Here is a 12948-nt window from a genome sequence, read left to right as displayed (position 1 = left end):
TACTAAATCAGTATTAAAACAATATAAAGCAGCCTAATGCTGCTTTAATGATAAGCACCTATGACTTCTTTTTTACTCCTCTTTCTGCTCTCTCAATTTATCTTGTACTACGCCGACTAAGAGATCCGGTTGAAACTTAGAGATAAATCGATCACAACCTACTTTCTCAACCATGGCTTCATTAAAACTGCCGCTCAATGAAGTATTCAATGCAATAAATAGATCCGACATACGATTATCACTTCGTATCTCTGAGGTTAACTTATACCCATCCATCTCAGGCATCTCAGCATCTGTGATTAGCATTAATATCTCATCGTAGACCGATTTTCCCTCATTGCACCAACTTTGCAGTAACTGGAGTGCTTGTAAGCCATCGGACACCTCTAAAATCTCAATCCCTAATGGCTCAAGCGTCTCTTTAATCTGTCTTCGTGCTGTTGATGAATCATCGGCAATTAATATTCTACGGCCAACCATCTCTTTGGCTAACTCTTCATCTAACACACCTTCTGAAAGGCGAATGTCGTAATTAATGATCTCCGCCAACACCTTTTCAACATCGATAATCGATACCATGTTAACCACGCCGTCGATCTCTAATCTACAGATAGCCGTTAGGTAGTTGTGATTACCGGCAGTTTTAGGTGGAGGCAAGATATCACTCCAAGTCATATTAACAATATGCTCAACCTTACCCACCATAAATCCCTGAATACTACGATTGTATTCGGTAATAATTAGGTTACGCTCTTGCTCACTACTCATAGGTGAAAAGCCGATAGCACCTCTAAGATCAATCACTGGAATGGAAGAGCCGCGGATATTAGCCACCCCCGAGATATGGGAGTGGCTTCCAGGCACAGAACTTAAAGGAGGAAGCTTAACCACCTCTTTGACTTTAAAGACATTGATGGCAAATAGTTGAGTTGCATTAATTCGAAATAATAAAAGTTCTAAGCGGTTTTCACCGACTAATTGGGTACGTTGGTCTACTGAATCTAGTACTTTTGTCATAATACAACTCTCGGAAAAAGAGACACTCGGTCTCTGGTAACATTGCTAATTAATTATAGTCCGTACAACCATAGCTAAACCTGATAAAACTCGAATAAATAACATATAGAGCTATCACTTACCCTATGGATAGTTAAATTTTAGCAGCTATAGGCGCAACAGGAATAATTCTAGAACCATGGGTCTCAACGATATCCATGATCGCCAGATGTAACTCCTGAGCAACTTTCTGATAAGTAGGAAAACTAGTTGTCCCAACATACGCAAAAATATTGACTTGGAGCCCGTGTAATCCAAAACCTTGAAAGGTAACTCGCAAGGGGTCTTCATCTATCAGCTCATGGTTTTCTAGCATTTCAGTGATATCTGAAATAATAGCCTTTAGCTGCTCTGAACGAGTAAAATAATCGAGCCGAATGTCAGCTTTAAAGCGAATCTTCTCACGCTCAGAGATATTTTCAATCTCCATCTCAGCTAATTTTGCATTAGGCACATGAATTAAGGTTCTGTCTAATGTACGAATTTGAGTACAACGTAGCCCAATCTCCTCAACCGTCCCCTTGATAGAGCCAAACTGACAGATGTTACCTACTTTAATGGGAGCTGCAGAATAAAGCGTGATCGTTCCAATAAAATTTTCAATCGACTGTTTAGATGCTAGGGCTATTGCAACACCACCAATGCCCATTCCCGCCACGATTGCACTGGCATTAAACCCTAAAAATTCCAACCAAACCAAAAAAGCGATGGCAATAAAGATAACTCTAACGAAATTAGTCAAGGGCCCCAGTAAAGATGCACCTTGCTGATGCTCCTGAGCAATCAAGCGCTGCTTTAGACCTGCACTCATAATACCTAATGAGGACCATACCAACCATATAACCGAGATCAGCAGTAAAAATCCGGTATTAATAGCCTCCAGAGCAAGAGGAGAGATACTGCTTTGAGCAATCCAAGCTCTATCAAGCACCACAGCAAGAAAAAAACGCAATGGGCCTGAAGCGATATAGCCAAGCTCAACCTTAAGGTTAAGGCTAGACTTTAACAGAACTAACTTAATCAACCAGGTAATAGGGATCACAATCACAAACGCTGCGAGAAGGTATGTGAGCAACAACGCCCACTCCCACAGATTGATCTTAAACAGTCGACCTTCGGGAATAGTCTCAACAAACCACTCAACGATAGGCCCATACCCGAGTTGACTATAAAGCTCAGGAATTTTAGCAACGGTGGCATTCGATATCTTCCAGATCGAACGCTTGTCAGACGGCACTCGTTGAAGCAGTAACATCACCTCACCACTCTCCACCTTTATTCGGCCAAAGAGATCTCTGTATGAGGGCAAACTATCATTAGTTGATCCTTGAGGTGTATCATCTAGTTCATCGAGGTTAATCCATACATTTCTGTCAATAATCGCCTGCAACATGGTGGCATATTCAGGGCCTTTCTCTTGAGACATATTCTCAGGCAGGTAACGCAGATCCAGATACTGTGACGCTAACTCAAAATCCTGCTCATAAGCGGCATTGAAGAACCCCTCAAGCGTTCCCTTAGGCGTATCTCTGTTATGCTTATCTTTATATTGAAACTGCTGATGGACACTCAATGCAGTGTGTGGCTCTTCAGCTACATTAGCTCCTGGTATTAGGCTTGCAGTATTTGCTAGCGCCAACGAAGGGCCAAGCAAACCCAAAATAAAAAACATGACAGAGATACAAAAAAGGCGCATTAGCACAACCAAATTGAGACACTATGGTGACAAAATAATATCACTTATTTTATAAAACAACAGTTTATAACGCTAAATATTAGTAGCACAAAGGATGAAAAAGATACTCGATAACTATTGACAAGCCAAAAACTAGGGATATACTGTGCTCTGATTTTGAACACCCTTGTAAAGTAGTTTGCCTTTTGTTTGACTCCTCTCGTCAATACCACGCAAAAATATTAATACACCTGGTTCGCATCTAAAAACTAGTCATATTACTGTCATACCACTATGATTAAATCTGATTAGATCAAAGCTTCAATCTAAACTGTTACAAACACTAACATTTATAGATAACGAACAGCCTTGATTAAGGTGCTAAAGATGGGTAGGCTCAAAACGAATCTTAAATTCGTCTTTCGCAATAATGCTAAGGATATCTTATAGTTATATGTTCACTGCTAATAATGCAGTAAAAAATAAAAGGAGTATGGCATATGTCGTACAATGTAAATGGTCATGAGATCACAGTTAGTTTTCCAGTAAATTCTATCTCTTTAAACAAGTCATCTATCGCATTTACCGATAGCCTTGGAAAGAATAGACAAACATTTTCTAAGCGTACTGAAGCATTAACGTTTATGAAGTGGTTGCTTTCAAGCAACAAGTAAACCGAAAAAGAAGTAATATGAAATGCAGTTCGATACACTCCTCTCATCAGTATCGATTGTTCTTAAAGAACAGATAGGACCGACTTCATTACGTCGGCTATTAAGCATCTAAGCAACATCTACCTTTGGTCTAGGCTGTATCAATTTCACAGATACTTAGCCTGACCAACTGGTAAAAAACCTTCCCAAGCTTACATTAACTCACTAACCAAACTTACGTTTATATCTCGGCAGCATACTGGCATTTCCCAGTAAACCTCCCTGATGAATGTAGATGATTGAAGTTTGTTCACTAGCACTCTTTAAATACTCTTCAAGCGCTATCCAGCCTACCGGATCGTATAAAAGCTCAAATCTAATTCCCTGCTCATCGATACGTTGCCACATCTCATAGCATTCACGGTAAAGCTTCCCAAAATGATACTTTTTAGGCAAAGAGGTGACCTCAGGATAAAACGCTTCAAACTGAGATAGTTGGGTAAATTGCAGATTTAAATACTCATCCCCACCAACACAAGCGCAGGTTAACACTCGAATATCAGAGCCGGACTCAATAAAATACTTATTAAGAAACAGTGCTGTTGTCCCTGTACCAGAGGGAAGAAACACTTTTAACTGTTCTAGCTTTGCTTGAGCAGCCCAGTCGATGAGCTCTCTGGCGAGTTGCGCGACACCAAACTCAGCATATTCACATCGCCCGCCTTCAGGGACATAAAGCGCTTGAGGTTCATTGAGCAATGCTTTCTCTTTAATATATTCTTCGCAGCTGCGCCCTTCCCTATCGTCTCTTTCACTCAAATCAATGACATTCGCCCCATTTGCACAGGCTTCAACATAGTTTCCCTCTGTTTGAGACTTCACTTGTGCAGCGATGTGATCCACATAAAAGTCCAACGTCCACCCTTTAAGATTAGCCAAAGCCGACATTGAATAGAGTGAATTAGCCTGAGGCGAGCCATAGCCGATCAACTTTTTGGTTTTAGGAAAATCATGGGCGAGAAAATAGGCAAATTTTCGTGCTTTATTGCCAGAAAACTCTGGATGAAGCAGATCATCACGCTTAATAAATATCTGTCTATCAAACATCACAAGCGAGTCGACAGGTGTGTTACTTAACTTCATTTCTAAATTAGCCTTCAAACCGTATTCAAAGAATTCTATCACTTGCCACTATTGAGCAAAATAACTAAATACAAGTATTTCTCACTAACGCACCAAAGATAAATCTAAGTTAAAACCAATATTTACAACAAGATACAGATGTGGCACAAAAATAGCCTATTAAGATTATGGATCATAACTTCACACTCATTTGTGATCTTTTAGCATCAGCCTTTATTTAGGAGTCATTAATGGCAGTATTACGTTTAATATTTAACATAGCTTGGTTTGTTCTTGGTGGTTTTGTGATGGGACTGGCTTGGTGGGTCGCAGGATTACTCTGTTATATCAGTATAATTGGTATCCCCTTCGGACGAGCATGTTTCGTAATTGGCGAGATGACTTTCTGGCCATTTGGTCAAGACCATATGAATCGTCAAAGCCTTACAGGCCGAGAGGACATTGGAACCGGTGCATTCGGTACCCTAGGTAATATCATCTGGTTTCTGCTTTTCGGGATCTGGTTAGCAATAGGACATATTACTCATGCCTTAGCATGCTTTGTCACTATCATAGGCATTCCATTTGGCATTCAACACCTTAAATTGGCTATTTTAAGTTTAACGCCAATAGGCCAAACCGTTGTTGCTAAAGCTTAAACGCTAACAGTTATCTCATAATCTAATTTACAGCAGCTCGCTCTATCTGTGACTGAGCTGCTCTTCGCTCCAGCTGGTATTTAACCAACTCACCTAAACATTTAATGGCTTGCTCAATCTCTTGACTCCATTTCACGGCTAAATTAAACCTGATGTAACTAAGGTAGTGTTCATGGGGGGAGAATACATCTCCAGGGAAAAATGCAACCCCGTTTTTAATGGCCTGCGTGAACAACTCTCTTGAGTCACACAACTCAGGAAGTTGTACCCACAGGACATAACCACCATCACAAGAGTTCACCAGCGTCCCTTTAGGGAAGGAGTTTTTGATGCAGACTTGCATCAATTTTTGATTGTGATGTAGGGCTATTTTCAGTTTTTTAAGGTGTTTACTATATCCGCCCAGTTTCATCAATTCAGCAATCAACATCTGAATAATTAAAGGCTCAGATACATTCCTAAAAGCTTTTAATTTCATAACCTTGCTGTGATACTTCCCTCCGCATAACCAGCCCAATCTAAAGCCTGATCCTAATGATTTAGAAACTGAGGAGCAATAGATCACATTCCCTTTCATCTCTAATGACTTGATAGCCGGTACTGGTTTATCTTGATAGTTAAGCTCAGAGAAAAGATCATCTTCAATAAGCGCAATATCATACTCCTCTACTAATTCTATCACCCTCTTTCTGCTCTCTATCGGCATAAGACTCCCAGTAGGATTACTGAATGAAGGAACAAGCACTATGGCCGATATAGGCCAGGACTGAAGCGCATCTTGTAATACATCAGGTTTCATCCCTAAACTCCCCGAACAAGGAAGTGGCAGCGCCTTCATACCTAGTGATTCAATCACCTGCAATAATCCGGGGAAACATGGGCTTTCAACAGCGATAATATCACCAGCATTTGCCACAGCACTTAATGCTAATGCAATAGCATCCTGACAGCCCCCTGTGATCAAAATATCATCAGGGTGTACTTCAACATTCACATTAAGCATCCGTTTGGCAAACTCTCTTCTTAAGGGCGGATAACCTGATGAAAATTCAGGCGCCACCAATTCAAGCATATGATCGCGGGTCAGCTTATTCAGGAGCTTCTTAATTTGATGAGTGGGAAGCAGTGAGGGCGATACCACCGCGGTACCTAGGTTTATAACCCCATCTTTATGACAGTCATTCAGCACAGATATCATCCGGTTATAAACCGAGATCCCCTGTGGTTTTATTGGCGTTAAGTGCTCCGTATCAGCTAAACGAGAAACAAAGTAACCGGAACTTGGCCTACTGGTTACTAAGCCATTATCTTCAAGGATCTCATAGGCCGCCTGTACCGTTGTCATACTGACATGAAACTGCTCACAGCTGGCTCTAACTGAAGGGATTTTCTCTCCAGGTTGAAAATAACCAGTCAAGATCTGCTGGGAAATCGTGTCCGCAACCAGTTGGTATTTCTTAATAGGCATAAAACACTCCCATTGTAGGATGGCTGATACACTATCAGTACAAAATTAAAATATAAAACCTTTTTAGTATTTTTGTTAAAAGTGTACCGCTATTTTTAACCTGTACTGTCTCTTTTTAGTTGAAAAACGAGTCTGTAGGCTAACTATCATAGTCAAACAAAAAAGAGATAAGTCATGCCACTCGTTACCCCCCTACTCGAATCCAATGAAGAAGTTTTAGAGCTTGCTAGATTTTTTAATGAAACATTAGGCTTTTGCCCCAATAGTGTGCTGACCATGATGAGGAGGCCAAAAATTGCTAAAGCATTTATCAAGCTGAATATGGCTGTAATGGACAATCAGGGGAGAGTGACAAGTTCACTCAAGCGATTAATCGCTTATGTCTCCAGTAATGTTACTGGCTGTCGTTATTGCCAAGCACATACTATTAGAGCCGCTGAGCGCTATGGCGCCGAGCAAGCTCAACTCGATAATATATGGGAATATAAAACGCACCCTGCGTTTACTGATGCAGAGCGCGTCGCATTGGATTTCTCAGTAGCAGCATCAACTGTTCCTAATGGGGTTGATGAGGAGCTGAACCAACGTCTACATCAATACTGGGAAGAGGATGAGATTGTTGAAATACTAGGGGTTATCTCGCTGTTTGGTTACCTTAATCGCTGGAATGACTCCATGGCCACCACACTGGAAGAGGGAGCTATCGCCTCAGGAGAAAGCTTACTTGTACTAAAAGGCTGGGAAGTGGGTAAACATACAAGCTAGTTTTTGTAACGGCTAGTCTCACTTGCCAAACCATCAATTTGGCAAGTATTCCCTTCACTTATTCGAGGTGTGATAAGAGCTTTACTTGCTTTCACTGTTCTTGATATAAGCTGAAAGCATTGCATCACTGTCAATTTTAGCCAAGCCTGCATTGACGATATCTCGCCAAAAAAGCCCCTGTGAATTATTCGCAAATGCAATGGTCAAATCTTTGTTTTCTAAGATATGTTTATTTACTTGTACTTTACTGCTCAAAGGTTTTAACTTGTTCTGTAACAGTAAAAACTGCAACACATTGACATCCATAACAGCTGCATCCACTCGCGCTGTTGCCACTTTTGTCAAATTATGTTCGTCAGAATTCACCACCTCGACCTTTTGAGTTCCCAGTTTAATCATGGCATCAAGCTCACTGGTGTTCACATAGTCTCTCACGACACCTAAGGTATATTGATTAAGATCTGAGGCTTTTAGCCAGCTTACAGGATGTATACGTCGCTCTACTAACCCTAGCGGGCTGGTACCTAAAACATCTGAAAAAACAAATTTCTCGGTAGGATAAGGATAGGCAGGAAGATAACCGTCATATTTTGCCCCCTTTCTATTCACTAATCTAACGGCTCGACTCCAGGGGTAGAAATCAACTTCTAATTTATGGCCCATGGCGTTCACAGCCGCTCGGGTGATGGCAATGACCGCCCCCTGCTCAGCTAGCTGACTACTCGAATAGGGTGGCCAATGAAGTGAAGTGAGATGCAAAGTTTCTGCATTTACTTTAGGTGCAAGAAGACTTGCCAATATTCCTAGCAGAAAACAGAGAGTGGCAAAGATAGAGTTATTTTTATTACCGCAAACTAAAAAAGTACTGTTATCGATATTGATAACCTCCTTAATAGCAATTCAAAAACGGTCCATAAATCCATAGTGATGAAAGCAATTATAGCCTGTTTAGCCCAAGAATAAATCAACCTTTGTTACAATTCTTGCCTAGTCAATGAGGAATAAACAGTGAGAAACTAACTAGAATAACAATGATGAGAGGTGCTTATGCTACGAAAGACTGCCATAACAGTACTCGGTGGAGGACTCACTTTACTCGGCGCCGCTTTACTTATTTTACCAGGGCCTGCTTGGTTACTTCTTCCAATCGGTTTAGCAATTTTAAGCCTTGAATACCCTTGGGCAAAAGTCTGGTTACGTAAAAGCCAGAAACAATTTTCAGCATCTGCAGCTTGGCTCGATAGAAAAATCCTATTAAAAAGAATGAAACCTTAACTTTTGCTCCAATCCAACATGGCAACGACACCACCTGATTCACACTTTTAAACAAAGTTTGAATCAGCGCATAAATACTAGCGAAATATCCCCCTCCTGTCTGAGATCAACCTCACGATTAATTAATCCAAATCTACGATAGTCCCCATCGAAACAAATAGTTATGAGATTTCCCCTTAACTGAATATCATGCCTGCGTCGATAAGCTTAATCGATTTAAACATCTTACAGTGAGGTCTGTTATGAAACTATTTTCCCCCATTGCACTTGCCGTTTTAGCCGCTATTTGTGCCTCTCCTGTCATGGCCAAAGAGCCCATTGAGATCATCAAGCCAGCAAATATCACTGAACCAGAGAAAGTTGAACTGGGTAAGATGCTTTTCTTCGAACCAAGACTATCAAAATCTGGCTTTATCTCATGTAACTCTTGCCACAATCTCTCTACGGGAGGTGTCGATGCGCTACCGACCTCAATCGGCCATAACTGGCAAGAGGGTCCAATCAACTCCCCTACAGTATTAAATGCTGAATATGGACTAGCACAGTTTTGGGATGGCCGAGCTAAAGACTTAAAAGAACAAGCTGGTGGACCGATTGCTAATCCCAAAGAGATGGGTTTCTCCCATGAACTGGCGGTTTCAACAATCGATTCTATGCCCGCTTATAAGGCAAGATTTGAAAACGTCTATGGCGACGGTAAGATCACTATCGACAATATCACAGATGCCATTGCCGCATTTGAGAAAACCTTAGTAACGCCAAACAGCCCGTTTGATCTGTACTTACAAGGTGATAAGTCAGCAATAACAACTGAAGCTACAGCTGGATATCAACTGTTTAAAGATAAGGGATGTGTCAGCTGCCATAACGGCCCTGCGGTTGGCGGCACCATGTATATGAAAATGGGACTCGTCAAGCCTTTCCACACTAAGAACCCTGCTGAGGGAAGGATTGCTGTCACAGGTAATGCAGCCGATATGCATGTATTTAAAGTGCCAACACTAAGAAATATTGAACTCACCTATCCCTACTTCCACGATGGTGCCACCTGGACACTCGAGGAAGCCGTTAATGTTATGGCAGATATTCAGCTGGGACAGAGTTTAACTGAGCAGGAAACGAAAGAGATGGTCGCATTTCTAAAATCACTAACTGGCGATCAGCCTCAGATAGTCTTGCCTATCTTGCCGCCATCAAACGCCAATACGCCAAAGCCAGTACCATTTGGTAAGTAACCACTTGTGTGAGTTTTAAACTAAAACGCCAGCATATGCTGGCGTTTTTATACTTATTGCTATTATCTATGCTGTAAGCTTTAACGATAAACAGTTAAAGCGTTCCATAATCGCCAATAACACCCCACTTCGGCGCATATTATCCATCACGCCAGGGCTGAACTGCTCTAAACGTGTCATGGCGGTAAGCAAGAGTTGACACTCATGTAAACTGGCATCTGCAATATACTCAGGCCTGTCAACTAAATGGCTGTTGTGATACCAGTCATCCCAATTGAAATCAGTTAAGAGTAAGCTGTTTTCAGCCAGCTCATCAATAAACTCGTGCATTTTAAATATAGATAATGCTTTTTCTCCGCAGGCTAAGTCACTCACATATTTAGCATAAAGAGAAGATGTATGGTCGAGTAGTAATGGTTTCATCTAATACCCCCTGCAAGCGGGCAGACATTGCTTGCGTAAATGAAGATTTTTCATCTCATAACAACTTACAAATGGATTTGCATATGCTGTACCAGCATTGGGCAAACCTTCAATGAAACCATCTTAAGGTAAGCTATCTGAACCTAAGCTTAACAGTACGAAGTGTTATTTAAGCTCTATCTTTCTAGATTCATCCTCAGATACAAGAGCTTGAAATTTATCCAGCTCAAAACTCATTACTCACTCCCCTCTGAACTCTGCAGCTTACTTAGGAGCACATTAGATGATGTTATGTCGCTCATTGCTCATAAGGAGGTAAAAAAAATGGATGACGGCTCTTAATTTGCTTCGCAATCTGAGATTCAATGTCGCTAAAGGGAGTATGAGAGCTCAGCTTTAGCAAACTCATCAAGAATGAAATCAGTAAATAGTTGTCCAGCCTTTCCCAGAGGCCGCTCCATTGTCGACACCAACTTAGGCGTAAAGGTATAACGGCTTCCCCCAGTAAAGTCGACTTCAACCATCTCGCCACTTGCCAACTCCTGATGAATAAGAAAATCTGGCATCCACCCAAAGCCAAGTCCCATCTCCAACGCATTTTTCTTCATGATGAAGCCCGAAAGGTAAAACACTTTGTCACCACCAAACTGCAACTCGTCGTGATAATGCATATCAAGTGATGAATCTTCTATGGTCAACTCAACGTGGCTTTGTAGCTCAAGCAACGAAACATCAGGAACATTCGCCAATGAGTGGCTTGATGAAACAACTAGAACGGTTGTGATATCAGGAAGGGACTGTGGACGGTAATGAGGCCCTGTTTTGTAGTCTTTCACTAACATCAAGTCCGCTTGATCTCGCTCAAACCTTGCCTGAACACCAGACAAAAACTCCACATTCAACTGGATTTTTGTGGGAATATTCTCCAATGTCATCCGCTTCAATGCCTTCATAATGGGCTCCATTGGCAAAGATCCGTCGACAATGAGTTCAAGTTTGGGTTCCCACCCATCACTGAACTTGCTGGCCAAATGTTCAATGTTGGCAAGGTATTGCAGCAGTTTTTGCCCCTCGGCAAGGATAACTTTGCCCTCAGGTGTTAATTCAGCACGGTACTGATCCCGACAAAAAAGCTTTACACCTAAGTGATGTTCAAGTTTTTTAACTTGATAACTCACCGCAGACTGAGCCTTATGTAAACGCTCTGCGGCCTTAGCGAAGCTTCCCTCCTCGACTAATATCTCAAGCACTTTGAATGTGTCGACATCTATCCGCATATGGCCTCCAAGGATGTAAACAATATGATACCATCTAATAATTTGTTCAAGATAAGCTAATTATTATTCTTTTTTTTGTTTAAGTCACCAACTAAATTGATACTTAGATCACACATAGAATCAGTACATGATCGATATCAAACCAGATATGTCATCAAACTGAGTGAAGAAAACAAACAAGACGACGCTTAATAGATAAGCACTCATTACCACGACTTTTAGTGAACAATAAATGCTTCACTCAACAGCCATCGAAGAGTGGCGGCGTGTGATGTTAAATTGAACGAGGATAAGACAATGGCAAGCGAACAAAATCCACTGGGATTACTGGGTATCGAATTTACAGAATTTGCTACACCAGAGCATGACTTCATGCATCAGGTTTTTATCGATTTTGGTTTTTCTAAACTAAAAAAGAGTAAGACAAAGGACATTGCCTACTACAAGCAAAATGATATTAATTTCCTCTTAAACAACGAACGTAGTGGATTTTCTTCAGAGTTTGCTAAAAGCCACGGACCTGCAATCTGCTCAATGGGCTGGCGTGTAGAGGATGCTAAGTTTGCTTTCGAAGGTGCGGTTGAGCGTGGTGCTAAGCCTGCCGATGAAGCAAGTAAGGATCATCCTTATCCAGCTATCTACGGTATTGGCGATAGCCTTATCTACTTTATCGATATCTTCGGTGAAGAGAATAATATCTATAAAAATGATTTTGTTGATCTAGAAAACCCAGTTGTTACCCAAGAGAAAGGGTTTATTGAGGTCGATCACTTAACCAATAATGTCTACAAGGGCACAATGGAGAAGTGGGCAAACTTCTATAAAGATATCTTTGGTTTTACAGAAGTGCGTTACTTTGACATCAAAGGTTCTCAAACGGCACTGGTTTCCTATGCACTGCGCTCGCCAGATGGCAGCTTCTGTATTCCAATCAATGAAGGTAAAGGCAATGACAAAAACCAAATTGATGAGTACCTAAGAGACTATGATGGCCCAGGTGTTCAGCATTTGGCATTTAGAAGTCGCGATATTGTCGCCTCACTCGATGCGATGGAAGGTTCATCAATTCAGACATTAGATATTATCCCTGAATATTACGACACCATCTTTGACAAGCTTCCTCAGGTAACTGAAGACAGAGAGCGCATCAAGCATCACCAAATTTTGGTTGATGGTGATGAAGATGGGTATCTTTTGCAGATCTTCACTAAGAACCTGTTTGGTCCTATCTTTATTGAGATCATACAGCGTAAAAATAACCTAGGATTTGGTGAAGGTAACTTTACCGCACTATTCCAATCAATTGAGCGCGATCAACAGCGCCGTGGTGTACTGTAAAC

General features: G+C 41.2%; 13 protein-coding genes. 6 read left to right on the top strand and 7 right to left on the bottom strand.

Translation table 11 applies throughout. The annotated features are described in order from the left end of the window. Positions 1-72: 72 nt before the first annotated feature. The gene (locus K0625_RS09065) at positions 73-1017 is read right to left on the bottom strand and encodes a chemotaxis protein CheV (RefSeq protein WP_220109398.1); all 945 of its coding nucleotides are present in this window, start codon (positions 1015-1017) and stop codon (positions 73-75) included. A 133-nt stretch (positions 1018-1150) separates the two neighbouring features. Then, positions 1151-2752: a mechanosensitive ion channel family protein gene (locus K0625_RS09060; RefSeq protein ID WP_220109397.1), complete on the bottom strand. Its 1602-nt coding sequence runs from the start codon at positions 2750-2752 to the stop codon at positions 1151-1153. A 479-nt stretch (positions 2753-3231) separates the two neighbouring features. Between K0625_RS09060 and K0625_RS09055 the strand changes: the two genes are divergently transcribed. After that, positions 3232-3405 (top strand): hypothetical protein, encoded by a 174-nt coding sequence (locus tag K0625_RS09055; RefSeq protein WP_012324572.1) that lies wholly within the window; start codon positions 3232-3234, stop codon positions 3403-3405. Positions 3406-3609: 204 nt separating this feature from the next. On the opposite strand, the gene K0625_RS09050 is transcribed toward K0625_RS09055, so the two are convergent. Then, a complete protein-coding gene (locus K0625_RS09050; protein WP_220109396.1) occupies positions 3610-4527 on the bottom strand; it encodes a pyridoxal-phosphate dependent enzyme in 918 nt (305 codons plus the stop codon). Positions 4528-4757: 230 nt separating this feature from the next. Between K0625_RS09050 and K0625_RS09045 the strand changes: the two genes are divergently transcribed. After that, complete coding sequence (locus K0625_RS09045; RefSeq protein ID WP_220109395.1) at positions 4758-5165, top strand: YccF domain-containing protein; 408 nt, start codon at positions 4758-4760, stop codon at positions 5163-5165. A 22-nt stretch (positions 5166-5187) separates the two neighbouring features. Here the strand turns inward: K0625_RS09045 and K0625_RS09040 are convergent, their stop codons facing one another. Beyond that, positions 5188-6633, bottom strand: coding sequence for an aminotransferase-like domain-containing protein (locus K0625_RS09040; protein WP_220109394.1), 1446 nt, complete (start codon positions 6631-6633; stop codon positions 5188-5190). Positions 6634-6807: 174 nt separating this feature from the next. Here K0625_RS09040 and K0625_RS09035 point away from each other — a divergent pair, with 174 nt between their 5' ends. Further along, positions 6808-7398, top strand: coding sequence for a carboxymuconolactone decarboxylase family protein (locus K0625_RS09035; protein WP_220109393.1), 591 nt, complete (start codon positions 6808-6810; stop codon positions 7396-7398). Between the two features lie 81 nt (positions 7399-7479). Here the strand turns inward: K0625_RS09035 and K0625_RS09030 are convergent, their stop codons facing one another. After that, a complete protein-coding gene (locus tag K0625_RS09030; RefSeq protein WP_438944496.1) occupies positions 7480-8199 on the bottom strand; it encodes a substrate-binding periplasmic protein in 720 nt (239 codons plus the stop codon). 246 nt (positions 8200-8445) lie between these two features. Here K0625_RS09030 and K0625_RS09025 point away from each other — a divergent pair, with 246 nt between their 5' ends. Both K0625_RS09025 and K0625_RS09020 read left to right on the top strand, forming a co-directional pair. Continuing rightward, positions 8446-8673 (top strand): PGPGW domain-containing protein, encoded by a 228-nt coding sequence (locus K0625_RS09025; RefSeq protein WP_220109392.1) that lies wholly within the window; start codon positions 8446-8448, stop codon positions 8671-8673. A 302-nt stretch (positions 8674-8975) separates the two neighbouring features. After that, entirely contained in the window at positions 8976-9908 is a 933-nt protein-coding gene (locus K0625_RS09020; protein WP_438944495.1) for a cytochrome-c peroxidase, read from the top strand. 66 nt (positions 9909-9974) lie between these two features. Here K0625_RS09020 and K0625_RS09015 read toward each other — a convergent pair whose 3' ends face one another. Further along, entirely contained in the window at positions 9975-10331 is a 357-nt protein-coding gene (locus tag K0625_RS09015) for a DUF6508 domain-containing protein (RefSeq protein ID WP_220109390.1), read from the bottom strand. 371 nt (positions 10332-10702) lie between these two features. Continuing rightward, positions 10703-11608, bottom strand: coding sequence for a LysR family transcriptional regulator (locus K0625_RS09010; protein ID WP_220109389.1), 906 nt, complete (start codon positions 11606-11608; stop codon positions 10703-10705). 297 nt (positions 11609-11905) lie between these two features. Here K0625_RS09010 and hppD point away from each other — a divergent pair, with 297 nt between their 5' ends. Then, positions 11906-12946, top strand: a complete 1041-nt coding sequence (gene hppD, locus K0625_RS09005) for a 4-hydroxyphenylpyruvate dioxygenase (RefSeq protein WP_220109388.1) — start codon at positions 11906-11908, stop codon at positions 12944-12946. The last annotated feature ends 2 nt before the right edge of the window (positions 12947-12948 follow it).

The sequence above is a fragment of the Shewanella nanhaiensis genome (assembly GCF_019457885.1).
Classification (GTDB): Bacteria; Pseudomonadota; Gammaproteobacteria; order Enterobacterales; family Shewanellaceae; genus Shewanella; species Shewanella nanhaiensis.
Note: the sequence above shows the minus strand (reverse complement) of the source record. Positions and strands in the feature narration are given on the sequence as shown.

What these genes read in the sequence shown, in the direction of transcription:
- K0625_RS09065 (WP_220109398.1), bottom strand. Translation starts at nt 1,017, where the DNA reads ATGACAAAAGTACTAGATTCAGTAGACCAACGTACCCAATTAGTCGGT.
- K0625_RS09060 (WP_220109397.1), bottom strand. Translation starts at nt 2,752, where the DNA reads ATGCGCCTTTTTTGTATCTCTGTCATGTTTTTTATTTTGGGTTTGCTT.
- K0625_RS09055 (WP_012324572.1), top strand. Translation starts at nt 3,232, where the DNA reads ATGTCGTACAATGTAAATGGTCATGAGATCACAGTTAGTTTTCCAGTA.
- K0625_RS09050 (WP_220109396.1), bottom strand. Translation starts at nt 4,527, where the DNA reads ATGAAGTTAAGTAACACACCTGTCGACTCGCTTGTGATGTTTGATAGA.
- K0625_RS09045 (WP_220109395.1), top strand. Translation starts at nt 4,758, where the DNA reads ATGGCAGTATTACGTTTAATATTTAACATAGCTTGGTTTGTTCTTGGT.
- K0625_RS09040 (WP_220109394.1), bottom strand. Translation starts at nt 6,633, where the DNA reads ATGCCTATTAAGAAATACCAACTGGTTGCGGACACGATTTCCCAGCAG.
- K0625_RS09035 (WP_220109393.1), top strand. Translation starts at nt 6,808, where the DNA reads ATGCCACTCGTTACCCCCCTACTCGAATCCAATGAAGAAGTTTTAGAG.
- K0625_RS09025 (WP_220109392.1), top strand. Translation starts at nt 8,446, where the DNA reads ATGCTACGAAAGACTGCCATAACAGTACTCGGTGGAGGACTCACTTTA.
- K0625_RS09020 (WP_438944495.1), top strand. Translation starts at nt 8,976, where the DNA reads ATGGCCAAAGAGCCCATTGAGATCATCAAGCCAGCAAATATCACTGAA.
- K0625_RS09015 (WP_220109390.1), bottom strand. Translation starts at nt 10,331, where the DNA reads ATGAAACCATTACTACTCGACCATACATCTTCTCTTTATGCTAAATAT.
- K0625_RS09010 (WP_220109389.1), bottom strand. Translation starts at nt 11,608, where the DNA reads ATGCGGATAGATGTCGACACATTCAAAGTGCTTGAGATATTAGTCGAG.
- hppD (WP_220109388.1), top strand. Translation starts at nt 11,906, where the DNA reads ATGGCAAGCGAACAAAATCCACTGGGATTACTGGGTATCGAATTTACA.